The organism is Pseudonocardia sp. MH-G8 (assembly GCF_002262885.1).
In the GTDB taxonomy this organism is placed as follows: domain Bacteria; phylum Actinomycetota; class Actinomycetes; order Mycobacteriales; family Pseudonocardiaceae; genus Pseudonocardia.
Genome location: NZ_NKYF01000004.1, coordinates 359,727 through 384,521, shown reverse-complemented (window position 1 = coordinate 384,521; position 24,795 = coordinate 359,727). Strand labels below are relative to the sequence as shown.

Genomic DNA, 24,795 nt, shown 5'->3' with positions numbered 1-24,795 from the left:
TGGGGCGGCATACTTTGGACACGTGCCCGATGCTCCCTCTCCCGGCTGGATCCGCCGGCTCGCCCGTTCCTGCCTGAAGCACCGCGCGGTCGTCGCGGGCGCCCTCGTCGCGTCGGTGTTCGGGGTGAGCCTCGAGGCCGTGGGGCCGCTGCTCACGCGGGTTGCGGTGGACGACGCCGTCGCCGGGTCCACCGCGGTGCTGGGCGCGATCGTGGTGGCGGTGCTGGCGCTGGCGCTCGTGCGCTTCGGCGCCGCGTTCCTGCGCCGCTACCTCGCCGGGCGGCTCGCGCTCGACGTGCAGCACGACCTGCGGCGTCAGGTCTTCGCCGCCGTGCAGCGCCTCGACGGGGAGCGCCAGGACGCGCTGCGCACCGGCCAGGTCGTGTCGCGGGCGATCACCGACCTGCAGCTGGTGCAGCAGCTGCTGTCGATGGCGCCGCTGGCGTTGGGCGCCGTGGTGCTGGTGGTCGTCTCGATCGCGGCAATGCTGTGGCTGTCGCCGCTGCTCACGGTCGTGGCGCTGGTGCTGCTGCCCGCGGTGTGGTGGATCGCGCTGCGCACCAGGGCGCGCCTGTTCCCGGCCACCTGGTCGGCCCAGCAGCGGGCGGCCGACATCGCCCAGCAGGTGGAGGAGACGGTCACCGGGGTCCGGGTGGTCAAGGGCTTCGGTCAGGAGCAGCGGGAGACCGCCACCCTCGAGCGGGGCGCCGCGCGGCTGTTCGGCGAGCGCATGCGCGCCGCGCGGCTCACCTCCCGGTTGAACCCCACGCTGCTCGCACTGCCCGCGCTCGGGCAGGTCGGTGTGATCGCGGTGGGCGGGTGGCTCGCCATCGGTGGCTCGATCAGCCTCGGCACGTTCCTGGCCTTCTCCACCTACGTCGCCCAGCTCGTCGCGCCCGCTCGCTTGCTCGGCTCGCTGGTCGTCAGCGCCCAGCTCGCACGCGCCGGTGTCGAGCGCGTGCACGACCTGGTCGACTCCCAGCCCGACGTCGTCGACCCGAAGTCCCCCGCCGCCCTGCCCGAGGGCCCGCTGTCGGTGGAGCTGCACGACGTCACGTTCGGCTACTCGCGCCGCGAACCCGTGCTCGACGGCGTCACGCTGCGCGTCGCGGCGGGGGAGACGCTCGCCGTGGTCGGCACCGCCGGGTCCGGCAAGTCCACCATCGCTCTGCTGCTGCCGCGCTTCTACGACCCGCAGCAGGGCGAGCTGCGCCTCGGCGGTGTGCCGCTGCCGCAGCTGCGCCTCGCCGAGCTGCGCCGCGAGCTCGGCGTGGTGTTCGAGGAGGCGTTCCTGTTCTCCGACTCCATCCGCGCCAACATCGCCTACGGCCGCCCCGACGCGAGCGACGAGGAGGTGCGTGCCGCAGCGCGGGCGGCCCAGGTGGACGGCTTCGTCGAGGCGCTGCCCCACGGCTACGACACCCTCGTCGGCGAGCGCGGCCTCACGCTGTCCGGCGGGCAGCGCCAGCGGGTGGCGCTGGCCAGGGCGGTGCTCACCGACCCCCGCGTCCTCGTCCTCGACGACGCCACCTCGGCCGTCGACACGGCCACCGAAGCCGCCATCCACGACACGCTGCGCACGCTCACCGCGGGCCGCACCACGCTGCTCGTGGCCCACCGGCGCTCCACACTCGCCCTGGCCGACCGGGTGGCCGTGCTCGACGGGGGCCGCGTGGTCGACGTCGGTACCGAGGCGGAGCTGGCGCAGCGCTGCGCGCTGTTCCGGGAGCTGCTCGCGGTGCCCGAGCCCGGTGGCTCGGTCACGAGGCTGGACGACCCCGATCGTCGCGGCGCCCACCGCCACGTCCACCGCGACGGCGCGGCGCACGCGCCCGTCACCGCGGAGCTGTGGCCCGAGCCGGAGCCCGACGACGGCGTCCCGCAGACCGTCCGCACCGTCGACCCGGGCCCGGCACGTCCTGGCGGGCGTGGCGGCGCCGGTGCACGCGGGGGCATGGGCGGTGGGATGGGGGCCGCCGGGAGCATGGCGCCCACGCCCGAGCTCCTCTCCGCGGTCGAGGCGCTCCCACCGGCCACGGAGGAGCCGCGGATCCGCGGGGAGGACCCGACGGCGCCGGACCCCGGCTTCCGGCTCGCCCGGCTGCTGCGGCCGGTGCGCGCACTGCTCCTGGTGGGTGTCTCCCTGGTGGCGCTCGACGCACTGGGCACCCTCGCCCTGCCCGCCGTCACGCGGATGGCCGTGGACGGCGGCATCACGGCACGCGCGCCCGAGGTGCTGGTCACGGCCACGCTGCTGGGCATCGGGCTGGTGGTCGCCGGGTGGCTCGTGGTGGCCACGCAGACCGTCGTCACCGCGCGCGCCGGGGAGAGCCTGCTCTACCTGCTGCGGGTGCGCAGCTACGCCCACCTGCAGCGGCTGGGGCTGGACTACTACGAGCGCGAGCTGTCCGGCCGGATCATGACCCGGATGACCACGGACGTCGACGCACTGTCGGCGTTCCTGCAGACCGGCCTCGCGCAGGCCGTCGTCAGCGTCCTCACGATCGTCGGAGTCGCGGTCGCGCTGCTGGTCACCGACCTCGAGCTGGCGCTGGTGGCCCTCGCGGTGCTGCCGGTGCTCGTGGTGGCCACCGTGATCTTCCGACGGGTGTCGTCGGCCGCGTACGCGGAGGCCCGCGAGCGGGTGAGCATCGTCAACGCCGACCTGCAGGAGAACGTCGCGGGGGTGCGCGTCGCCCAGGCCTACGTCCGCGAGGAGCGCAGCGCCGACGTGTTCGGCGAGCGCAGTGCCGCCTACCGGCGCTCCCGGCTGCGCGCGCAGCGCTACATCGCCACCTACTTCCCGTTCGTCGCGCTGCTGTCGGACGTGTCCACGGCCGCCGTCCTCGGAGTCGGCGCGGCCCGGGTGGCTTCCGCGGAGATCACCCCTGGCGTGCTCACCGCCTTCCTGCTCTACCTCGCGCTGTTCTTCGCGCCGGTGCAGCAGCTGTCGCAGGTGTTCGACAGCTACCAGCAGGCCCGCGTCGGGCTGTCCCGGATCTCCGACCTGCTGCGCACCCCCACCTCGGTGCCCCCGGAGCCGGCCGGCGACCCGGTGATCACGCCCGCGCGGTTGCGCGGCGAGGTGGAGCTGTGCGACGTCGGCTTCGCCTACGCCGGGGCGGAGGAGCCCGCGCTGGCCGACGTCTCGCTCCGGGTGGCGCCCGGCGAGACGATCGCCCTCGTCGGCGCCACCGGCGCGGGCAAGTCCACGCTGGTCAAACTGCTCGCCCGGTTCTACGACGCCGGCACGGGCGCGGTGCTCGTGGACGGGGTGGACGTGCGGCGCTACCCGCTGGCCGGCTACCGGCAGCGGCTGGGGATCGTGCCGCAGGAGCCGCACCTGTTCACCGGCGACGTGGCCGCCAACATCGCGTACGCGCGTCCGGGGGCGTCGCAGGCGGAGATCGAGGCCGCGGCGCGGGCCGTCGGGGCGTTCGAGCTGGTGCGCGGGCTGCCCGGCGGGTTCCGGCATCCGGTCGGCGAGCGCGGGCAGGGGCTGTCGGCCGGGCAGCGCCAGCTGATCGCGCTCGCCCGCGCCGAGCTCGCCGACCCCGACGTCCTGCTCTACGACGAGGCCACGGCCGCGCTCGACCCGGCCACGGAGGCGGCCGTGCTCGAGGCCGGCGACCGGGTCACCGCCCGCCGTACCGCGTTCGTGGTGGCCCACCGGCTGGGCACGGCCGCCCGCGCCGACCGGATCGTGGTGCTGGACGGCGGCCGCGTCGTCGAGGTGGGCCCGCACGCCGAACTGCTCGCCGCCGGCGGCCACTACGCCCGGCTCTGGCAGGCCGGGGAGCTGGAGCCGGCGGCGTAGACGTGTTCCGCCCGCAACCTCGCACAGATCATGCGCTCGCTGAGCTGCCGGTTCGGGGGTTCACCCACCGCCGGTCGGGTCGGGCCTCGGCATCGGTCCGGCTCCGTCTGGGTCCGTCCCGCGCGCCGCCTCGGCTCGTCTGACGGCCTCCGCCTCCGCCTCCGCCTGGGCCGCGTCACGCGCAGCACGCGCCGCTTCCGCGGTGGCCTCCGCCTCCGCCCTCGCCCGCTCCTCGCGTCGGAGGGCCTCCGCCCTGTGGCGTTCTGCCTCGGCCTCTACGGGATCCGGCGACGGCTCGAGTGGCGCCGAGGTGCTCGCCGGGGCCGGGGCCACGACCGGTTGCCGGGCAGGCGTCACCTCCGGCGTCCGATTGCCGATCACTGCGACTCCCCCGACGACCAGCGCGGCCGCGGCGACCGCTGCGGTGACGGACAGCCGCTGGCGCCGCCGGTGGACCAGCCTGCGGCGGCGATCCTCGATGCCGACGAGCAGCGCCTCGGCGGAGATGTCGCGGTCGAACGTCGGGTCGTCGAGCGCGGCCCGCAGCCGGTCGCTCGGGTCGGTGCGGAACGGCTGGCTCATGGCCTGCTCCCTTCGATGATCGGAACGTCGGCACGACGCAGCACGGCCAGCGCGCGGTGGGCGTGGGACCGCACCGTGACCTCGCGGCACCTGATCAGCCGGGCGATCTCCGTGTCGGGCAGGTCCTGGTGGTAGCGCAGCACGACGACCGCGCGTTGCACGGGAGAGAGCACGGCGAGCGCGGTGTGCAGCTCGTCGCGCAGCAGCACGATGTCCTCGACACCCGGCGCCGCGGTCTCCCGGCCCGCCGCCGGGTCGGCGGTCGCGCGCTCCCGGGACGAGCGCCTGCGCCGCCAGGAGAGGAAGTCGTTGAGCACGGCCTTGAACACATAGGCACGCACGTCGTTGCTGCCGGCCACGCGCGACCACCTCATGCCGACGCGGGCGAGGACGTCCTGGACGATGTCCTCGGCGCGGTGGTGGTCCAGGGTGAGGCGACGGGCGAAGGCCACCAGTTCGGGCCCGTGATCCCGCACGAAGGCCTCGAACGATGGCGGCGGGGTGCGGCCTGCGGGCGTCCTCATCGGACCTGCCCGGGCGGAGGAAGCGCTCTCCGCGGGGTGCGTGTCATCCGTCGAACCCGTCCCTTCGTGCCGTCCGAGATGCATTGACTCCCCTGGGACGAGGTATGAGCGGTCCCACGTTGCGGCAGTGATCGGGATCACTGTCCACGCCGGCCGTGGACCACGCCGGGCCGGTGCCGCCGCCACGCCGCTCACGCACCGACTTCTGCGCCCACGCCGACTGCGACCGGTGGCGTGAGCACCACGATCGGCGGGCGCGGGTCTGACGCGGCGCTGCGTGGGCACCTGCCGCGCTGAGCCGATCACGAAGCGTTGCGGACTGCCGCAAGCTTGCCTCATCGGGCGAATCCTGCCCGTTTTCGGGCAGGAAGTTTGGGTTCTGCCGCCGCGCAGGGCACCATCTCTCCTCGTGCCCGCCGGACCCTACGACGACCTCGTCGCCCACCTGGCGCGCAGTAGCCCGCTCAGCGCGGCGGAGGCGGCGCGTGTGGTGGCCGAGGTCGTGGGCTACTTCTCCGAGGAGCTGCCGGAGTTCGTCCGTCGCCGGCACGCGGAGCTGAAACGTCGCGGGCTCACGAACGAGCAGATATTCGCGGCGCTGGACGCCGAGCTGGCGACGCGACGGGTGGCCCCGCCTCCGCTGTCGGCACGCCAGCTGCGGCGCATCGTCTACGGCTGATCACCATGAAGGGACTTCCATGTGCGGCATCGTCGGATACGTCGGACCCCAGGACGCCGCTCCCATCCTGCTGGAGGGGCTGGGGCGGCTGGAGTACCGCGGGTACGACAGCGCGGGCCTCGCGCTCGCCGGCAAGGGCGGGCTCAAGGTGCGGAAGGTGAGTGGCCGGGTCGCCGACCTCGCCGCCGACCTGCCCGCGCGCTTCAAGGGCGCGCCGGGCATCGGTCACACGCGGTGGGCCACGCACGGTGAGCCGACCACGGAGAACGCGCACCCGCACACCGACACCGCGGGCCGGATCGCGGTGGTGCACAACGGGATCATCGAGAACGCCGACGAGCTGCGCGCCAAGCTGACCGCCGACGGCGTGGAGTTCGCCTCCCAGACCGACACCGAGGCCGTCGCGCACCTGGTGGCCGCGGCCTTCGCCGCCGGGGCGGTCGACCTGGAGCAGGCGGTGCGCCAGGCGCTGCGCCAGGTCGTCGGGGCCTACGGCCTCGCGGTGGTGGACGCCGAGCACCCGGACCGGGTCGTTGTGGCCCGCAACGGGAGCCCGGTGCTGCTGGGCGTCGGGGAGAAGGAGATGTTCGTCGCCTCCGACGTGGCCGCGCTGATCGGCTACACCCGCCAGGTCGTCTACCTCGACGACGGCGAGCTCGCCACCGTCACCGCGGCCGGCTACCGCACATTCACCCTCGACGACCGCGCGGTCGCGAAGAGCCCGTCCTGGATCGACTGGGACGTGGTCGGCGCGGAGATCGGTGATCACGCGCACTACCTGGTGAAGGAGATCGAGGAGCAGCCGCGGACGATCGAGCGGGCGCTCAAGGGCCGCATCGACGAGCGCTTCACCACCGCGCACCTGGGCGGGCTCAACATGAGCGTCCGCGAGGCGCGGGAGTTCCGGCGCGTGAAGATCCTGGGCTGCGGCACGGCGTGCTACGCGGGCGAGCTCGGCGCGCAGCTGATCGAGGATCTCGCCCGCGTGCCGGCGAGCGCCGAGGCGGCATCGGAGTTCCGCTACCGCAACCCGGTGGTGGAGCCGGACACGCTGTACGTGGCCGTGAGCCAGTCCGGCGAGACGATCGACACCCTCGCCGCGGTGCAGGAGCTGCAGCGCAAGGGCGGGCGCGTGATCGGAATCGTCAACGTCGTGGGCTCGACGATCGCGCGCCAGGTGGACGGCGGCATCTACCTGCACGCCGGGCCGGAGATGTCGGTGGCCGCCACCAAGTCGTTCACCTCCACGGTGGCGGCGTTCGCGCTGCTCGCGCTGCACCTGGGCCGCATCCGGGACCTCTCCCCCGAGCAGGGGCGGCGCATCATCGCCGGCCTCAACGCGCTGCCCGGGCAGATCACCGAGATCCTCGGGCAGTCCGAGGCGATCGCCGAGGTCGCGAAGGAGATCGTGGACAGCCGCGGCATGATGTTCGTCGGCCGCCGCCGCGGGTGGCCGGTGGCGCGCGAGGGCGCGCAGAAGCTCAAGGAGATCTCCTACATCCACGCCGAGGCCTACCCCTGCGCCGAGCTCAAGCACGGCCCGCTCGCGCTGATCAGCCCGGAGATGCCGACGGTGGCCGTCGTCCCCGACGACGACCTGCTGGAGAAGAACACCTCCACGCTCTCGGAGATCAAGGCACGCAAGGGCCCGGTGATCGCGATCGCGCACCGGGAGCTGCCCACCGACCTCGCCGACCGCACGCTCGTGATCCCCCGCAACGAGCCGGAGCTCGACCCGATCCTGCTGTCGATCCCGCTGCAGATCCTGGCCTACCACGCCGCCGTCGCCCTGGAGCGCGACGTGGACAAGCCGCGCAACCTGGCCAAGAGCGTGACGGTGGAGTAAATGGCCGCCGCGTTTGGACGGCCGACTCCGCCGATCCACGGCCTATCACCGACCTGTGTCCACGCCACGATCTCAGTGACCGCGCCTGCGGCACCGCCTGCCGGTCTCATTCGTCGCGGGCGGGGAGGCCGTGCGGTCGCAGGTTGAGTACCTGCGGGCTGGACGCGTGCGCGAGGCAGCCATCGGCATCGCGCGTCGGGCAGCAGCGATCGGCGAAGCTCGCGTCAGCGCGACAACGGTGTCGCCCTGGCCTCATCCTTGACGATCAAGGCCAGTCCGCCTGCTTGCAAGTCGTGCGGCAGGTACCGTTCACTATTGCAAACCGTTTCTTGAGATGAGATTCCCCGGGCCTTCAGCATCGAGCAGGGCATCATCCTCCCGTGGCGAAACTTGGGCGATCGGGCCAGCGCTGGGCGGCGATCGAAGAACGTGCGGGACGACCGCCTCGGTCTAGTGCTCGAGGCCTGGGCGGTGCGGTGCGGATGCGGCGTCGCCGCCTTCTGTGCCTGCGCTACCTCGTCATCTTGCTTGCTTGCACGTTCCCCTTTTCCGTTGGGTATGGGCAGGCGGCCGCTGTCCCGGAAGTCCGGTCAATGAGGCTTTCCGCGTAACGTCGTGTGACGGTGCGTGATCATCTTTTGGTCATGTGGTGCGGCCGTGTTCGTGATGGAGCAGGACCAGGGCCGCAGCTGCGATGTCGCCGAGGCGCCACGGGCAGTCGCGGTAACGACGAAGCGCCTTCAAGGTGGTCTTGAGCAGGGAGTTGGCGCGTTCGCCCAGGCAGCGTAGGCCGCCGAGGAGGGCGTTGTAGGCCTGCTGGTCGACGGTCAGTTTCCCATCTTTGGGCTTCTTGAACGGGATCGTGAAGGTCTCCGGCTCGCCCTCGTAGCCCAAGTCGGCCAGGGTCGGCGCGCCGTCGCCGATCCAGTCGGCGATCCGGGCCAGCAGGTCGGGGTCGGCGCGGGCCGCGCCCATGTCATGCTCGCGGCCGGGTCGCAGGTCGGAGGTCCACAGTGGCCAGCCGTCCGGAGCGGAGACGACCTGGATGTTCCCGCCGTGATGGTGGTGCTTGCCGCTCCACCACAAGTCCACCCCGCAGGTAGGGCCCGGGGTGGAGATCCGGTCGGTGCGGATCAGCGTGCCGTCCACGATCGCATACGTGTGGCCGGCCGCTTGGCCGCCAGCAGCGCGCCGTGCAGCGAGGGGCGCAGCGCGGCCAGGACCGCGATGCCCTCGTCGCGATACTCGTAGGCGGTGGACTCGCAGATGCCGTTGTCCCCGGCCAGGTCCGACATCCGGGTGTCGTCGAGGAACCAGCGCAGCACCAGCACGGCTTGCTTGTAGGTCCCCAACGCGCGGGTGCCCATGCGGGTGCCACTGCGCACACGCTCGGCGTGCAGCAGCGCGGACAGGAACAGAACGCTGTCCTCGGACACATCCAGGACAGCGGTGTATGTGACACTCATCGACGCGCGGGACCTCCGTGAAGTTGATCTGTGAGAAGACCACTTCGTAGCAGGGGTCCCGCGCTCTTACCTGTAGCCACTCCCGGCGCGCCAAGATCACACAGCGTCACGCTTCGTTACTCGGAACGGCCCAATGACTTCGAACCATTACGAGGTTGGGAGGGAGTCCGCGTGCTGAACCGCGAGCACTGGTGGCTTCTCTGACGAGATCGCCTTTCGGACGGAGGAGGCTGGGTTGCGGCTGATCAGCGGGCCCGATGGTGTGGAGACGTGCGTCAGCCCCTCGTCCAGGGACGGAGTTTGTCGGGGTTGCGGACTGACCATATGTGTGTGATCCGCCCGCCTGCGATGTCGAACGCGAACACGGTCACGGTGACGCCATCTTGTTGGGCCACCAGGCCGGGTTGACCGTTGACCGTACGTTCCAGGATCGTCGCGTTGCGGGGCGCCTGGCTGGCGAGGTCGACGTAGTAGCGGGCGATCTGCTCGCCGCCTTCGATCGGGCGGGGCGCGGCGGTGGCGAGGCCGCCGCCGTCGGCGATCGCGGTGGCGTCGGGGTCAAGGAGGCCGATAAGGGTGTGGATGTCCTTGGCTTCCCATGCCTGTTTGAATTCTCTGACGATGCTGGCCTGGTGTGCTGTCGGGGTCGCCGGAGCTGGCGATTTGCGGATGCGGCCGCGGGCCGAGTAGGCCAGTTGGCGGCAGGCCGCCGGCGTGCGGCCGACGATCTCGGCTACTTCGGCGAAGGAGTAGCGGAAGACGTCGTGCAGGATGAACGCGACGCGTTCGGCCGGGGTCATCGATTCGAGTACGACGAGGAAGGCCATGTTGATCGACTCGTCGAGGGTGACTCGGTCGGCCGGGTCGGCCGTGGTGCCGCCCCGCCTAGTGATCCACTCTGCAATGTCGGGCAGCGGCTCGGGGATCCATTCGCCCACGTAGCGCTCCCGCCGGGCCCGTGCCGAGCCGAGCAGGTTGAGGCAGATGCGGCTGGCGACCGCCATCAGCCAGGCGCCAGGTGACTCGATGGCTTCCTGCTGCTGGCGGGACATGGCGTACCAGCGGGCGTAGGTCTCTTGGACGGCATCCTCAGCCTCGGCCAGCGAGCCCAGGAGCCGGTAGGCGAGATTGATCAGCTGACGCCGCTCGCTCATGATCGCGCTCAGGACCGGATCGGGCGGGCCGTGTCCTGGCCCGGATGGGGTAGTCATGGTGCCGGCGGCTCCCTTGGTCGCATCTGCCCTCATCAGTTCGACAAGACAGCGCACCGAACTGTGAGGTCGGCGCGCCGCCTGACATTCCGGAGGGCTGCGTTGTCGTAGCTGTTGAGACGAACACACCTTTGAGCGAGCGGGAAGTTCAGCGGCGTGATGACCGGCTCCTCCGTCCGGCGGACATGCCTGACCAGCAGCCTCCGGCTCCGAAACCAAAACCGCTCACAACCCTAGCAAAGAGAACTCTCATGAACATCGCACTGTGGATCGTTGCGGGACTGCTGGCCATAGTCTTCCTCGCCAGCGGCGCCAAGAAGCTGACCCAGCCCAAGGAGAAGCTGGCCGCCGCTGGCTATGGATGGGCCGAACAGTTCAGCCCCGGCGCCGTCAAGACCATCGGCACCCTCGAGATCTTGGCTGCGGCGGGCTTGATCCTGCCCGCCGCGCTCGACATCGCGCCAGTTCTCGTGCCGTTGGCTGCCGCCGGGCTGGCATTACTGATGGTCGGAGCGATCATCACGCACATCAGCCGTCACGAGGCACAGCCAATCGTGCTGAACATTGCCCTGCTCGCCCCGGCCGTCCTCGTGGCATGGGGCCGCTTCGGCCCCCACGCCTTCACCGGCTGACCCAGCGCGACGCCTGGCTGCACCCGGCTAGCACGCTGACCACTATGGACGCGGCCACCGTGCTGACCCGCCTGCTGTGCTCTGGTGATGACGAGATTGCCGCGCCCAGCCGCAACCGTGGCCGCAGTTGCTCCGCAAGGCTCGCTAGCCCCGCAGGGGATCACCCGCCGAGCCGACAACGCAACACAAAGATGAAAGGTAGGACACCGATGAGTGATTTTGAGGCCATCGCCGATCGCGTCGAGATCGAGGCGCTGCGCGCCGAGTTCACCGACTCGGTGATGATGCGCGACTACGACCGCTTCGCGTCGCTGTTCACACCGGACGGCATGCTGCGGATGCCGAACGTCCCCGTCGAGCTGGCCGGCCGAGAGGAGATCCGCGCCTGGGGGAGGCGGGTACCGGATTTCGTGGACTTCTTGGTGCAGAATACGCACCCGGGCACGATCACTCTTGACGGCGACACAGCATCTGGCCGCGCGTATATGTCAGAGATCGGGCACGCCCACGACGGCCGATCGGCGCTGAACTACGCCATCTACCACGACCGCTACCAACGCACCGGCGACGGCTGGAAGTTCACCGAACGGGTCTACGAGATCAGGTACGAGGACACGACTCCACTGGCGGGCTCGGCGCCCGGCGCGGCGGGGGCGGCCGCCAACTCGGCGGCCGGGGACACTTCTGCGGCGGAAGGATGACGATGAACATAGCTTCCCTGCTCTCCGCGGGTATCGGGCTCTCGTGGTCGGACTCGGCATCAGCGGAATCGCCGCAGCGATCCGGTTGCGATTCATCTGCTGGACGCCGATCGCCAACGAGAAATCCACAACGCGGCGCTCCTGGTGATAGAGTAACGCTCTACTGGCTCATCAACAGCTCTGATCCGAAGTCTGATGCCAGGCTGTACCTCAACTGCCGTGTCCCGGAACCTGGTAGCTCTTGAGTTGGAGGCACCTGCGTGAGCGTCGTACCTGTCGATCAGACCCTGTCCATTCTCGGCGGACGGCACGAGCTGCGCGTGCAGACCGTGACATTCGATGACACCTGCTTCGAGGTGGCCTACACCATCGCCCCGCCGCTGCCCAGGGCCCCGGAGGAGATGGTGCTCCCCAGGATCGACGCCACCGACGATCGCGGCCGTACCTACGAGGACTCCGGCGGGGCGTACGGCGAGAGCGCTGACGACACCTGCACGGAGGGGACGATCAGCGGCCGTCCCGGCTTCCCCTCCGACGCCCGCGAGGTGACGCTGCGCTTCGTCTTCCTCCAGAAGGGCGTGGAGTCGGCGCACGACGTCGTTCTGGCCCTTCCCTGAGCCCCGGGCGGTCACACACCGACTCCGGTGCTCGCGCACCGACTGCAGTCGGTGTGCGAGCGGAGATGTCGGTGTATGAGGCCTCGGGCAGGCTCGCCTCAGCCGTCCAGCAGCCGCGCGTGCCGCGCCGAGATCGCGCCGCGGCGGGGGTCGGTCGGCGGCAGCAGGGCCAGCAACCGGTCGTGCACCTCGAGGTCGCCGCGCCCGAGCGGGTGGGCGGCGAACTCGGCGAGCAGGGCGGGGTCGTCGCTCTCCAGCACCACACCGCGCAGCCCGACCTCCATCTCGTCGCGCAACTCCCGGATCGCGGGGGCGTCCGAGCGCGGCAGCAGCGGGCCGGCACACGCGCGCAGCGCGTCGGCGGGCCTGCGGTCGCGGATCGCGCGGGCGAGGGCCTGGAAGTCGGTGTCGACGGTGGCGGCGAGCCGGTACGGGCGGGTGCGCAGCACGTCGGCGCCGATCAGGGAGCGCAGGCGCAGCACCTCGCCGCGGACCGTGGTGGGGTTGCCCTCGTCGCCGTAGAGCAGCAGCGCGAGCTGCTCGGCGGTGAGGCCGTCGGGGTGCAGGGCGAGCGCGGTGAGCAGCTCGGCGGGGCGCAGGGTGAGCGGGATCGACCGGCCGTCGAGCAGCGCGGCGGGCGCGCCCTCGCCGGTGAAGCGCAACGAGAGCGCGGAGCGCGGCGCCGCGTGCGTGCCCGCCTGGGGTGCGCGCAGGAGGTAGCCCTCGGCGAGCTGTTCCACGACCATCTCGCGACCGTCGTCGAGCACCACCCGGTCGGTGCCCGGGCGCAGCGCCACCCGCTCGGGCCACTCGCCGTAGGGCTCACCCGCGACGATCCGGCCGGTGGCGGTGAGCAGAGCGCCGGTGCGGCCGCGCAGGCTGGCGAGGTGGGGCATGTTGCGCACCCGCAGCCGCTCGTCCTCGATGGCGAGGCGCACCCGCAGCTGGTTCTCCGCCAGCTGCGCCGTGGCCACCACCAGCTGCTTCATCGCGGGGTGCACCGTGTGCAGGGGGCCGCTGATGTCGACGGCGCCGAGGATCGCGCCGGTGTCGGGGTCGTGCACGGGGGCCGCGGCGCATGTCCACGCGTGGTAGGTGCGGACGAGGTGCTCGGCCGAGTGGATCGTCACGGGCGCGTCGACGGCGAGGGTGGTGCCCATGGCGTTGGTGCCGATGGCGTCCTCGGTCCACCGCGTGCCCGGTTGCAGGCCCACCTCGTCGGCGGAGGACAGCAGCCGGGCGGCGCCCTCGCGCCAGAGGATGGTGCCGTCCGCGTCGGTGACGAGCATGACGTGCATCGCCTCGTCGGCGATGCTCACCAAGGTGCTGCGCAGCAGCGGCATCACCGCGTTCAACGGGTGGGCGGTGCGCAGCTCGGGCAGGTCCGCGTCCTGGAGGACGACCGGTGGTGTGCGCTGGTCGGGATCGATGTGGGCGGCCAGGCTGCGCCGCCACGACTCGGACACGAGTGAACGCGGCGCCGCGGGAGCGCGATCGCCGGCGAGCACGGCGTCGAACACCTGGTGGAGCAGGTGTGCGTGCGCCGCGGGATCGTGCGCACCTTGAGTCGTCATCAGCACTCCGAGCGTCATCGCCCCAGGACAGCGCCATCATCACCCAGCGGTCGGACAGCGGCAAGGCGGACGGATGTTGCGTGTGCAACGTGCAGGCAACGTGGGGATTCCTAGCCTCGCCGGACGACGCCGACCAGCGCCGCCAGGGGAGGTTGCCCGATGACCGCTGACGCACTGCTCGATCGCCACACCGTCCTCGACACCGCGGGTGCCGTTCCCACCACCGGCCGCCGCACCGCGCGCCTCCTCGTCGTGGACGACGAGGCGATCGTCCGTTTCGGGCTGCGCCAACTGTTCGCCGCCGACCCGCACCTCGCCGTCGTCGGGGAGGCCGCCACGCCGCGCGACGCGCTCGTGATCGCCGACCGCTGCCCGCCCGACCTCGTCATCCTCGACGTCGACCTCGGCCGGGGGGACGCCGCGGGCGTCGAGTTGGCCCGGATGCTGCTCGAGCGCCACCGCGGGGTGCGCATCCTCGTGCTCACCGGCTGCCGCGACCGCGACGTCATGCTCCGGACCGTCCGCCTCGGTGTGCACGGGTACGTCCGCAAGGGCGCCGACACGGCCGACATCGCCCGCGCCGTGCACACGCTCCTGCGCGGCGAGAGCGTCTTCGACACCGGGGGCGCCGTCGTCATGGACGCGCTGCGCGACGAGGACCGCCCGCCGGTCCGCGGGCTGGGTGGCGCGATGCTCACCGAGCGGGAGAACCAGGTGCTGCGCCTGCTCGCGGTGGGCATGTCCAACCGGGAGATCGGCAGGCGGTTGGTGATCAGCGAGGCCACGGTCAAGTTCCACGTGCGGAACCTGCGTGACAAGCTCGACGTCCGGCGCCGCACCGAGATCGTCTACACGGCCACGCGGCAGGGCATCGTCTGACGTCGTCCCCTCGGGGAGGACCCTGAGACGAAATCCGGGTCGATCGGCACCTTCGACGGATGTGCCGCCCACCTCGCGCTTCCTAGCCTGGATGCATGATCGATGGACTGCGGCTGCTGCTCGACGGCGCGCTGGCGTCGCACTGGCTGCTGCTCGTGATCGTCGGGCTCGCCGCCGTCGACGCGCTGCTGCCCGTGGTCCCGAGCGAGGCGCTGATCATCGCGGCCGGCGTGGGGGCGGCCGCGGGGAGCCAGGACCTGCTCGCGGTGGTCGTCGCGGCGTCGGTCGGGGCGTTCGTCGGCGAAGTGGCGTCGTACGTCCTCGGTCGCGGGTTCGGGTCCGTGGTGCGCGGGCGGCTCCAGCCCGGGACGCCGCGGGCCGAGTTGTTCGCCCGCATGCAGCAGACCCTCACCACGAGCGGCGGCCTCATCCTGCTGACCGCGCGCTACATCCCGGCCGGGCGGACCGTCGCGGCGCTCGCGGCCGGGGCGATCCGGTTCCCGACCTCGCGGTACCTGGCCTACAGCGCGCTCGGCGCCACGATGTCCGCCGCCTACGTCGCGCTCCTGGGCTTCCTGGGCGGAGCGGCGTTCGCCGGCGACCCGCTCGTGGCCCTGCTCGTGAGCCTGAGCGTGGGCACCACGATCGGCGGGGTCGTGGGCCTGGTGCGCAAGCGCCGCGCCTCGCGCGTCGATCCCGCGCCGGTGCGCGCCCGCCCGCAGCTGCGGACGGTCGTGCCCGCGGTGCCGGCGAGCGAGGGCTGGGAGGTGCTGAGCGTCGGACGTCGGGCGGACGCGCTCGTTCCGGCCGGCGCCGTGGGCACCCGGCTCGGGGCCGTATCGTGACGCGGTGCCGAGCAAGCGCCTGACCCGCGAGGAGAGCCGCGCTCGCACCCGCGACCTGCTGCTGGACGCCGCCGCGGCCCTGTTCGCCGAACGCGGCGTCAACGGCACCTCGGTGGAGCAGATCGCCGAGCGCGCCGGCTTCACCCGCGGTGCCTTCTACGGCAACTTCGCTGACAAGCACGAGCTCGTGCGCGAGCTGCTGCACCGGCGCACGGAGCAGGAGCTCGTCGAGGTGCGGGCTCTGGGCGGTGACGCGGAGGGCTACGCGCGGCTGCGGGAGTGGAACCGCGAGCGGGCCGAGCACCTCGAGGAGTGGCTGGCGCTGCGCCTGGAGCTGTTGTTGCACGCGCTGCGCCATCCCGAGGCACGTCCGGCGCTCGCGCAGCGGGAGGGCCTGGCGCGCGACGCCCACGCGCAGGCGCTCACCGCCCGGTTCCGGGAGCGGGGGGTGGCACCGCCGGCCGATCCCCAGCAGCTCGCGCTGATCGTGCACGCGCTGGAGGACGGGCTGCTCCTGCAGCGGATGCTCGCGCCCGAGCGGTTGCCGGCCGATGTCGTCGTCGACGCCGTGGAGTTGCTGGACCGGCTGTGGAGCCGCTGATATACAGAGGCGTATCCGGATACAGGTCTGTATCTTGCGGGTCATGGACGAGATCTGGGGTTGGAGCGCGGCCGCGATCGGTCGGGCCGTCGGCGCGGGCGAGGTGTCCGCGCGCGAGGTGATCGAGGGGTGCCTCGCGCGTATCGATGAGGTCGACCCGGCGATCAACGCCGTCACCATCCGGTTCGGCGAGGCGCTCGCGGAGGCGGACCGGGTCGACGACCGGGTGCGGGCGGGCGAGCCCGTGGGCCCGCTCGCCGGCGTGCCGTTCACCGTCAAGGAGAACATCGACGTCGCGGGGTACGCGACCACGCACGGCGTACCGCACTTCCGCGACGCCGTGGCCGGGCGGGACGCGCCCCCGGTGCGCCGGCTGCGGGAGGCCGGGGCCGTCCCGCTCGGGCACAGCAACATGCCGGACCTGGCGCTCGCCGGGAACACCACGATCAGCCGGCTGTTCGGCGAGACCCGGAACCCGTGGGGCGCGATCCGCAGCCCGGGAGGCACGAGCGGTGGGGACGGTGCGGCCGTCGCGTCGGGGATGGCCGCGATCGGGTTGGGCAACGACTCGGGCGGCTCGGTGCGGCTGCCCGCGATGTTCTGCGGGGTCGCGGCGCTCAAGCCGAGCTACGGTGCCGTCGCGCAGGACCACCGCGTCGCGGGTGCGGACCCGTCGCTCGCCTCCCAGCTGTTCCCGGTCGACGGCCCGATCGCGCGCACCGTGGAGGACCTGGGCATCGCGTTCGGCGTCCTCGCCGGCACCGACCCGGCCGACCCGCGTGCGGTCGCGCGGGCGCCGCGTCCGCCACTGCCCCGGCGGGTCGCGCTGTGCATCGACCCCGCCGGGATCGGGGTCGACCCGCGGATCCGGACGGAGCTCGAGAAGGCGGCGGCGGTGCTGGCCGACGCGGGTTACGAGGTCGAGGAGGCGCAGCCGCCGCGGCTCGCGGACGCCCTGACCGCGTACGGGACTCTGATCACCACCGAGTTCGGCCTGCGCTGGCCGTCGATCCGACGGCTGCTCACCGAGGAGTCGGCGCAACACATGGAGCTGTCGATGGCCCAGCGTCCGCCCGCGGACATCGAGGCCTACCTGGCCGCGACGGCCACCCGGTTCGGCGTCATGCGCGAGTGGGACGCCTTCGCCCAGCGCTACCCGCTCGTCCTCGGGCCGGTCTACACCGAGCGGCCGTTCGACGTCGACCCGTTCGACCACAGCCAGGGACTGCGGGCGATGCTCGGGATGCGCCTGTGCACGGCCACCACGTGCGTCGGCGTGCCCGCCGTGGCCGTGCCCACCGGGGTGGTCGAGGGGCAGCCCCTGGGCGTGCAGCTGATCGGGCCCCGCTACCGCGAGGACGTCTGCCTCGCCGCGGCCCGCGAGGTCGAGGCCCGCCTCCCGATCCCCACCCCACCCCCCATCTCGCGAGTCGGGGCCTGACCACGGGCGAGTCGGGCGCACCTCCGCGCGAGTCGGGGTGCGGGGGTGTCCGTGTCGCGATCTGGGTCGGGCAACTCCGACGCTCGTACACACGGGGATCGCGACACGCGCACTCCCAGGGCCCGACTCGCGGGTGTGGGGGCGCGATTCGCGGGTGGGTCAGCCGAAGAAGACTTCGGCTTCGGCGTAGAGGCGGGGGTCGACGACCTTGAGTTCCTTCGTCGCCTCCGAGAGGGGGACCAGTTCGATGTCGGTGCCCCGCAGCGCCGTCATGTGGCCCCACGAGCCCGCGTGCACGGCGTCGATCGCGTGCAGGCCGAAGCGGGTGGCCAGCCAGCGGTCGCGGGCGGTCGGGGTGCCGCCGCGCTGGACGTGCCCGAGCACCGTGGTGCGGGCCTCCTTGCCGGTGCGCTCCTCGATCTGGTGGGCGAGCCAGTCGCCGATGCCGCCCAGCCGGACGTGGCCGAACGCGTCCTTGTCGCCGCTCTGCAGCACCTCGTCGCGATCATTGGGCATCGCGCCCTCGGACACCACGATGATCGGTGCGTATTCGAGGCGGAAGCGCGACTCGACCCAGCCGCAGACCTGGTCGATGTCGAAACGGATCTCGGGGATGAGGATGGCGTTCGCGCCGCCCGCCATTCCGGAGTGCAGCGCGATCCAGCCGGCGTGCCGGCCCATCACCTCGACGATCAGGGCGCGGTGGTGCGACTCCGCCGTGGTGTGCAGGCGGTCGATGGCCTCGGTGGCGATGTTCACCGCGGTGTCGAAGCCGAACGTGTAGTCGGTGCCCGACAGGTCGTTGTCGATCGTCTTCGGCACGCCGACGACGTTGACGCCCATCTCGTGCAGCTTGGTCGCGACGCCGAGGGTGTCCTCGCCGCCGATCGCGATCAGCGCGTCGACGCCGAGGTTCTGCAGGTTGTGCTGGATCCGCTCGACGCCGTCCGGCACCGCGAACGGGTTGGTGCGCGAGGAACCGAGGATCGTGCCGCCGCGGGGGAGCAGGCCGCGCACGGCGGGGATGTCCAGCGGCTTGGTGAGCGCCTCGAGGGGCCCCCGCCAGCCGTCGCGGAAGCCGAGGAAGGAGTAGCCGTACTCCGGCACGCCCTTGCGGACGATGGCCCGGATGACCGCGTTCAGTCCGGGGCAGTCCCCGCCTCCCGTGAGCACGCCGACGCGCATGACTCGTGCCTCTCCATCGATGCAGAAGTGGGCGTGGTCACGCTAGCGGTAGTGCGCCGTCACTGTGAGGGCGCCACCCGTTCACCCTCCGCCAACTGGTCGAACGGCGTGACGAGGCCGTCGCGGACGGTCCGGGCGAAGGCTCGCCGCCCGCGCAGCAGCAGCCCGGCGGAGAGCAGGACGTAGAGGGCCGAGAGCACGATGACGATGACGCGGTCGACCTCCGTCGGCAGCAGGATGCTCGCGAGGAACTGGATGGTGAACAGGACGAACAGCGCCACCGCACCCCAGGCCGTCAGCGTCAGGGTGATCAGCAGGCTCACCGCGAACAGCGACTGCGCCGCGGTGAGGAGCAGTTCGAAGCGCTGCTGCGCGTCCAGCGGGAGGCCGTGTGCGGAACGCGAGGCGAGCGCGAACACGATCGGGATGGTGCCGACGAGCAGCGTCCACTGGTTGACCTTGCTCGACAGCAGCGTGCCGAGCGAGTCGCTCGCCTTGAGCCGTGCCGCGTACAGGCAGGCGACGATCAGCTCCGGTGCCTCGCTCGCGATCGGTGCCACCCACTGGACCAGCAGGAACTCATCGACCCCGAGCTCGGCGCCGGTCTTCACGAGGTTGTCGGCGAAGTGCTCCGCACTGGCGAGGATGACGAGCGCGGCCACGGCGAACAACGACAGGTAGGCGCCACGGCGGCGACCGCGTTCGAGCCCTCCGATCCAGGCCGAGGTGCCGATGAGGTCCGGCTCGCCGGCGGGCGCCCGCGCGAGGCGCACCGCGTAGGCAACGAAGATCGACACGAGCACGGCGGCGTCGAGCAGCGTGAGCGAGGTCCGCAGCGGCAGGTGCAGGGAGTACAGCGTGGCGATGCCGAGGTAGACGATCTCCGCCGACATCGCGCGCGGCATCGTGACGCGGCCGGGCGACGTCTCGGGCGACTCGCCCGCCCGGCGTGCGCGCAGCACGGCGAGCGCGGCCACGAGCACGACGATCGGCCAGCCGATGCCCACGAGCACCCGGTTCGCGCCGGTCATGTTCGCCAGTGCCAGCGCGCACGGGTTCGCGCCGTCCGGGGTGGGGACGCATTCGCCGTTCGCCCCGTGGACGAGGCCCGCCTGGAGGCTGAAGACGAAGTCGACGGCGTACTCGGGCAGCACGGCGAGCAGGGCGAGGACGGCGAGCGCGAGCCCGGCGCTGACGTCGACCTGGGCCGCCTCGGCCGCCCACGACAGGACGAACGCGGCCGCGATGATGGAGATGCCGTAGACCAGGGCCCCGAGCGGGGCCGGCAGCTCCGGGTGGGGGAGTCCGAGGTAGGACGCGGCGCCCAGGTAGGTGCCCGGTAGCGCGACGAGCACGGCGAGCAGGAGCGGGAGCGGCATGCGGGACCGGGCGGCGGGCACGTGCCCGGGTACCCGGCCCCCGCCGTCCCCACCCGCGGGTGGGTCAGACGTCCACGACGTGGTCGACGAGGCCGTACTCGCGGGCCTGGGCGGCGGTGAACCAGCGGTCCCGGTCCGAGTCGGCGGTGATCGTCTCGAAGGTCTGGCCGCTGTGCCCGGCGGTGATCTCGGCGATCTCGCGCTTCATCTCCGCGTACACGCCGGCGCGGATCGCGATGTCGGTGGCGTTGCCGCCGATCCCCGCCGAGGGCTGGTGCATCAGGATGCGCGTGTGGGGCAGCGCGTGCCGCTTGCCGCGGGCCCCGGCAGAGAGCAGGAACTGCCCCATCGAGGCGGCGAAGCCGACGGCCCAGGTGGCGACGTCCGGCCGGATCAGCCGCATCGTGTCGTAGATCGCCATGCCCGCGGTGACCGAGCCGCCGGGCGAGTTGATGTAGAGCGTGATGTCCCGCTCGGAGTCCTGCGCGGCGAGGAGCAGCAGCTGCGCGCTGATCCGGTTGGCGATCTCGTCGTCTACCTCGCGGCCGAGGAAGACGATGCGTTCCTCGAGCAGCCGGTCCAGAACCGGGTCGGAACCGCTGGGGACGGTGGTCGCGGACGCGTGCAGCACCGTGGCGCGTGCCGGGGGCGGAGACGGCTGCGCGGGCGGCGGCGTCGGCCCGCGGGGCGGCTCGAGCGGGTACGGCGGTTGCGGGTGGCGAGTGGCGCTCGTGATCAACATGGAGGTCCTTCCGTCGGCGGGAACCCGACGGTAGGACGGCCGCGCGCCCGTTCGGGCCGGTGTTCGCTCTGGGCGGCGCTGTTCGCCAGGGGCGATCGGGTGACGCAGGCCTCGTCCGGACACGGACAGGTTCACCTGCGTTCCACCTCGGCGCCATCCCGCACTCGTCGGCGCTGCCTAGGGTCAGCGCGTTTCCCGAACGCCCCACCAGGAGGATGACCGTGGCCGTGCCACGCCCGCAGACCGGTCGCCGGTCCACTCTCTCGCTGCCGCTGCTGACGCCGCGGCACGGCGGCCGGCAGGGCCTCACCTGCCGCTACCGCTGCGGTAACGCGTGTGCCCACGACGAGCCCAACACCTCCGAGAACGAGTACTTCGGCGACGTGCTCGCCCGCGCGGTGAGCCGCCGCGGCGTGCTGCGAGCCGGTGCCGTCCTGACGCTCGCGGCCGGCGCCACCACCGCCACCGCGGCTTGCTCGCCTGCGGCGGGTCCGGAGGCGGGCGGTGAGCCCGGCCTGCCGCAGGGCCTCGACTACGAGCCGGTGCCGCCGAACACCACCGACGCGATCACGCTGCCGCCCGGCTACGAGAGCAACGTCGTGATCCGCTGGGGCGACCCGGTGGTGCCCGGCGCGCCGGAGTTCGACTTCGAGAACCAGACGGCCGAGGCGCAGGCCGCCCAGTTCGGCTACAACAACGACTTCTGCGGGCTGCTGCCGCTGCGCGGTTCCGGCGAGCGGTACCTGATGTTCTCCAACCACGAGTACACGGTCGAGCCGCTGATGTTCCGCGGGTACGACCCGGCCGATCCCACCGAGGAGCAGTTCCGGATCGGCCTGGCCGCGCACGGCCTGACCGTGGTCGTCGTGGAGCGCGACCGGGAGACCGGCCGCATGACGCCGGTGCTCGACGGGCAGTACAACCGCCGCTACACGGGCACGTCGGAGTTCGTGCTCGACGGCCCGGCGGCCGGATCGGACCTGGTGAAGACCAGCGCGGACGCGTCCGGAACCCGGGTGCTGGGCACGTTCAACAACTGCGCGGGCGGCGTCACGCCGTGGGGCACGTTCCTGTCCGGCGAGGAGAACTTCAACCAGTACTTCGCCAACGCGGGTTCGGTCGCCGACCCCGTCGCGGCGGCGCGCGTCCAGCGCTACGGGGTCGAGGAGGCCGGGACCGAGCGGCAGTGGGAGCGCTTCGACTCCCGCTTCGACCTGGCGCAGGAGCCCAACGAGGTCAACCGCTTCGGCTGGGTCGTCGAGGTCGACCCGCTCGACCCGGCGCTGCCTCCGGTGAAGCACACCGCGCTCGGCCGGCTCAAGCACGAGGGCGCCACGATCCGGCTCGCCGAGGACGGGCGTGCGGTGGCCTACATGGGTGACGACGAGCGGTTCGACTACGTCTACAAGTTCGTCTCGGACGAGGCCGTGATGGAGGGGGAGAGCCGCGCCGCCCGCGAGCACAACCGCACGCTGCTGACGCGCGGCACGCTCTACGTCGCCCGGTTCACCGGGAACAGCCCAGCAGGCGAGATCACCGGCAACGGCGCGGTCCCGGCGGACGGCGCGTTCGACGGCGGTGGCGAGTGGATCCCGCTGGCGGCGGGCGACCGCTCGTTCGTCGACGGGATGTCGGCGGCCGAGGTGTACGTCTTCACGCGCGAGGCCGCGGACAAGGCCGGCGCCACGAAGATGGACCGTCCCGAGGACGTGCAGGCCAACCCGCGCACGGGCACCGTCTACATGGCGCTGACCAACAACACCGACCGCGGCAAGGCCGACGCCACGCGCACCACCGGCCCCGACGAGCCGAATCCGCGGGTGGACAACAAGCACGGGCACGTCATCGAGCTGGTCGAGGAGGGCAACGACCCGACCTCCACGAGCTTCGGCTGGTCGGTCCTGCTGCTCTGCGGCGACCCGAACGACCCCACCACCTACTTCGGCGGGTTCGACAAGAGCCAGGTCAGCCCGATCACCTCGCCGGACAACCTCGCGTTCGACCCCTACGGCAACCTGTGGATCTCCACGGACTCGGGGCTCGAGCTGAACATCAACGACGGCCTGTACGGGGTGTCGTTGGAGGGCGAGACCCGTGGACGCACCACGCTGTTCGCGAGCGTGCCCGCGGGGGCCGAGTGCTGCGGGCCGGTGGTCACGGAGGGGTTTGTGCTGATCTCGCCCCAGCACCCGGGCGACCTGGACGGGGCGAGCCCGGAGACGCCGATGAGCACCTGGCCCGACGGACCCGGCACGCAGCCGCGGCCGTCGGTGGTGAACATCTGGCGAGCGGGCTCCGGCGGCCGGCCGGGCCGCATCGGCGCGTAGCCGGCGGCGTCAGCCGCAGCGTTCGGGGTGCGGGGTCGACTCCGGCGCGTCGCCGTCGAAGGAGACGTGCACGTGGTCGAAGTGGTTCTCGGTGTCGTCGCCGCGGTCGGACATGCGCTCCCAGCCGTCGCCGTCGTTGTACCGCTGCTCCCAGATGACGTAGTCGACGCCGAGCTCCTCCTGGTTGGACAGCGCGCACTCGGCGATCCGGTCGCCCCGCTCCCCGCGCACCATCAGGTCGATGGCGAGGCCACGGGGGTGGTCGGAGTCGCGGCTGCGCTGGGCCACGCCGATGAGCTCGGGCTCGTCGTGGAGGCAGCTCAGGAAGCGGGCGCCTGCCCGGACCCACGGTTTGACGCGGCCCAGGTCGTCGAGGTCGGCGTCGTCGCAGAACGCGGCGGCGCGCAGCTCGGCGAGGCCGGTGGCCTTCACCAGGTCCGCGATGTCCACCTCGAGCGGTTCGGGCTCGTACGTGGCGGCGACCGGGACGATGCTGGTCAGCATCCGGACGTCGCCTCCGGGTACGGCGGCCACGGGGCGGACGAGCATGCTGTCGGCCGCCGCCTCGGATGCGGGCGCGGTGGAGGCGGCGAGGGTCGGGAGGGCGGCGGCGAGCACGCCACCGGCCGCTGCGGCGGCGGCCACGCTGTTGCGCACGACGAACTCGCCGCCGACGCGGTGTCGCGCCGCGCGGGGGGCCTGCGCACCGGGGAGCGCGGCCGCGTCCAGGACGGGCCGCGGGTGTGCGCTTCGGCCGCTGGGGGAGCGGTGCCGAGACACGACCTGCCTTCCGGATCGCGCGACCCGTCCGGGCGACCGGCTGGGGAACCGGCGGATCGGGGGATCCGTGCCCGCGGGGAGCCGGGTCGCGCGTTCGATCCGTTACGGAGAATAGCGGATTGACTACGCAGAGGTGGTATGGGTCACTCCGCGTGTCGCGTCGCCGAGCCTCAGCAGCCCTGCACGGAGCCTCCGCCACTCCCGCGCTCGAACGAGACGTGCACGTGGTCGAAGTGGTTGGCCGTGGCGCCGCCGCGGTCCTCCATGTCCTTCCACCCGTTGCCGTGGTTGATCTGCTGTTCCCAGATCACGTACTTGACGCCCAAGGCGTCCATGTTCGCCAGCGTGCAGGATGCGAGCGCGTCGCCGGTGGCGCGGTCCACCATGAAGTCGACAGCCAGCCCGCTGGGGTGGTCCGAGGTGCCGGCCCGACCGGCGACACCGTGCATGTCCGGCTCGCCGAAGCGGCAGCCGAGCTGCTCGGCGGCGTTCTGGACGTTCGACTTCACGCGTCCGAGGTCGGAGAGGTCCAGGTCGCAGTTCGCGGCGGCGGCTTCGGCGGCGGCACGTTCCTGCGCGGCCCGTTCCTCCGCTGCGGCCTTCTCGGCGGCGGCCCGGGCGACCTCCTGCTCGGCGAGCTGCACGGCCTTCACCAGCTCGCTCGCGTCGGCGATCTCGGGGTCCGGGTCGACCGGCTCGACGGTGGACGCGAGCAGTACCGAGTCGACCGCGTCGGGCTCCGCGGGTTCTTCGGGATCGGCCTGCGCGACCGGCACGACGTTCGGCGCCGGATCGGCTTGCGGTTCGGTTGGTGCGCCGCCCACCAGCGAGAACGCGCTGCCGGTGACGGCGACTGCGGCGGCGCCCCGCCGTAGCGGGGTCGGTACGGACCGTCGCGCGCGGGCACCGGCCCTGCGGTGGCCAGGGGCCACCGCGAGCGGGTGCTGATGCGCGTCTCGGCCCCGGG

20 protein-coding genes and 1 pseudogene are annotated in these 24,795 nt (G+C 72.3%); 11 read left to right on the top strand and 10 right to left on the bottom strand.

All coding sequences use genetic code 11. The annotated features are described in order from the left end of the window. The first annotated feature begins 22 nt into the window (after positions 1-22). On the top strand, positions 23-3,817 hold the full coding sequence (locus CFP66_RS13710; protein ID WP_158228093.1) for an ABC transporter ATP-binding protein: 3,795 nt from the start codon (positions 23-25) through the stop codon (positions 3,815-3,817). A 60-nt stretch (positions 3,818-3,877) separates the two neighbouring features. Here the strand turns inward: CFP66_RS13710 and CFP66_RS13705 are convergent, their stop codons facing one another. Further along, complete coding sequence (locus tag CFP66_RS13705; protein ID WP_094923649.1) at positions 3,878-4,399, bottom strand: hypothetical protein; 522 nt, start codon at positions 4,397-4,399, stop codon at positions 3,878-3,880. Next, positions 4,396-4,923, bottom strand: coding sequence for an RNA polymerase sigma factor (locus CFP66_RS47895; RefSeq protein WP_158228092.1), 528 nt, complete (start codon positions 4,921-4,923; stop codon positions 4,396-4,398). The genes CFP66_RS13705 and CFP66_RS47895 overlap by 4 nt, the downstream gene beginning before the upstream one ends. A 409-nt stretch (positions 4,924-5,332) precedes the next feature. Here CFP66_RS47895 and CFP66_RS13695 point away from each other — a divergent pair, with 409 nt between their 5' ends. Next, complete coding sequence (locus CFP66_RS13695; RefSeq protein ID WP_094923645.1) at positions 5,333-5,602, top strand: hypothetical protein; 270 nt, start codon at positions 5,333-5,335, stop codon at positions 5,600-5,602. A 19-nt stretch (positions 5,603-5,621) separates the two neighbouring features. Beyond that, positions 5,622-7,448, top strand: coding sequence for a glutamine--fructose-6-phosphate transaminase (isomerizing) (gene glmS / locus CFP66_RS13690; RefSeq protein ID WP_094923642.1), 1,827 nt, complete (start codon positions 5,622-5,624; stop codon positions 7,446-7,448). Positions 7,449-8,090: 642 nt separating this feature from the next. Here the strand turns inward: glmS and CFP66_RS13685 are convergent. Both CFP66_RS13685 and sigJ read right to left on the bottom strand, forming a co-directional pair. Then, positions 8,091-8,914 (bottom strand): annotated as a pseudogene (locus tag CFP66_RS13685) (transposase family protein). A 275-nt stretch (positions 8,915-9,189) separates the two neighbouring features. Beyond that, positions 9,190-10,125, bottom strand: coding sequence for an RNA polymerase sigma factor SigJ (gene sigJ / locus CFP66_RS13680; protein ID WP_094923914.1), 936 nt, complete (start codon positions 10,123-10,125; stop codon positions 9,190-9,192). A 251-nt stretch (positions 10,126-10,376) separates the two neighbouring features. Here sigJ and CFP66_RS13675 point away from each other — a divergent pair, with 251 nt between their 5' ends. The 3 genes from CFP66_RS13675 to CFP66_RS13665 all read left to right on the top strand — a co-directional run bounded on the left by CFP66_RS13675 (position 10,377) and on the right by CFP66_RS13665 (position 12,075). After that, entirely contained in the window at positions 10,377-10,757 is a 381-nt protein-coding gene (locus CFP66_RS13675; protein WP_094923639.1) for a DoxX family protein, read from the top strand. 44 nt (positions 10,758-10,801) lie between these two features. After that, complete coding sequence (locus CFP66_RS13670) at positions 10,802-11,458, top strand: nuclear transport factor 2 family protein (RefSeq protein WP_233159395.1); 657 nt, start codon at positions 10,802-10,804, stop codon at positions 11,456-11,458. 260 nt (positions 11,459-11,718) lie between these two features. Then, positions 11,719-12,075 carry a hypothetical protein gene (locus tag CFP66_RS13665; RefSeq protein ID WP_094923635.1) on the top strand — a complete coding sequence of 119 codons (357 nt, stop codon included), beginning with the start codon at positions 11,719-11,721 and terminating at the stop codon, positions 12,073-12,075. A gap of 98 nt (positions 12,076-12,173) precedes the next feature. Here the strand turns inward: CFP66_RS13665 and CFP66_RS13660 are convergent, their stop codons facing one another. Next, positions 12,174-13,649 (bottom strand): GAF domain-containing protein, encoded by a 1,476-nt coding sequence (locus CFP66_RS13660; protein WP_198961429.1) that lies wholly within the window; start codon positions 13,647-13,649, stop codon positions 12,174-12,176. A 159-nt stretch (positions 13,650-13,808) separates the two neighbouring features. On the opposite strand from CFP66_RS13660, the gene CFP66_RS13655 reads away from it, so the two are divergent. From CFP66_RS13655 to CFP66_RS13640, 4 genes are all read left to right on the top strand, one after another. Further along, entirely contained in the window at positions 13,809-14,528 is a 720-nt protein-coding gene (locus CFP66_RS13655) for a response regulator transcription factor (RefSeq protein WP_094923631.1), read from the top strand. Positions 14,529-14,623: 95 nt separating this feature from the next. Then, complete coding sequence (locus tag CFP66_RS13650; RefSeq protein ID WP_094923629.1) at positions 14,624-15,373, top strand: DedA family protein; 750 nt, start codon at positions 14,624-14,626, stop codon at positions 15,371-15,373. Positions 15,374-15,377: 4 nt separating this feature from the next. Further along, positions 15,378-15,974, top strand: coding sequence for a TetR/AcrR family transcriptional regulator (locus CFP66_RS13645; RefSeq protein ID WP_094923627.1), 597 nt, complete (start codon positions 15,378-15,380; stop codon positions 15,972-15,974). 43 nt (positions 15,975-16,017) lie between these two features. Continuing rightward, positions 16,018-17,415, top strand: a complete 1,398-nt coding sequence (locus CFP66_RS13640; protein ID WP_094923625.1) for an amidase — start codon at positions 16,018-16,020, stop codon at positions 17,413-17,415. A 159-nt stretch (positions 17,416-17,574) separates the two neighbouring features. On the opposite strand, the gene CFP66_RS13635 is transcribed toward CFP66_RS13640, so the two are convergent. The 3 genes from CFP66_RS13635 to CFP66_RS13625 form a co-directional block, all read right to left on the bottom strand. After that, positions 17,575-18,600 carry a 6-phosphofructokinase gene (locus CFP66_RS13635; protein WP_094923623.1) on the bottom strand — a complete coding sequence of 342 codons (1,026 nt, stop codon included), beginning with the start codon at positions 18,598-18,600 and terminating at the stop codon, positions 17,575-17,577. A 59-nt stretch (positions 18,601-18,659) separates the two neighbouring features. After that, entirely contained in the window at positions 18,660-19,979 is a 1,320-nt protein-coding gene (locus CFP66_RS13630; protein ID WP_094923621.1) for a sodium:proton exchanger, read from the bottom strand. A gap of 64 nt (positions 19,980-20,043) precedes the next feature. Further along, positions 20,044-20,721, bottom strand: a complete 678-nt coding sequence (locus tag CFP66_RS13625; protein WP_094923619.1) for an ATP-dependent Clp protease proteolytic subunit — start codon at positions 20,719-20,721, stop codon at positions 20,044-20,046. Between the two features lie 221 nt (positions 20,722-20,942). Between CFP66_RS13625 and CFP66_RS13620 the strand changes: the two genes are divergently transcribed. Beyond that, positions 20,943-23,048 carry a PhoX family phosphatase gene (locus CFP66_RS13620; RefSeq protein ID WP_369805039.1) on the top strand — a complete coding sequence of 702 codons (2,106 nt, stop codon included), beginning with the start codon at positions 20,943-20,945 and terminating at the stop codon, positions 23,046-23,048. Between the two features lie 9 nt (positions 23,049-23,057). Here CFP66_RS13620 and CFP66_RS13615 read toward each other — a convergent pair whose 3' ends face one another. Both CFP66_RS13615 and CFP66_RS49180 read right to left on the bottom strand, forming a co-directional pair. Further along, on the bottom strand, positions 23,058-23,828 hold the full coding sequence (locus CFP66_RS13615; protein ID WP_094923615.1) for a hypothetical protein: 771 nt from the start codon (positions 23,826-23,828) through the stop codon (positions 23,058-23,060). 170 nt (positions 23,829-23,998) lie between these two features. Then, complete coding sequence (locus tag CFP66_RS49180; RefSeq protein WP_233159394.1) at positions 23,999-24,652, bottom strand: hypothetical protein; 654 nt, start codon at positions 24,650-24,652, stop codon at positions 23,999-24,001. Positions 24,653-24,795 lie beyond the last annotated feature (143 nt).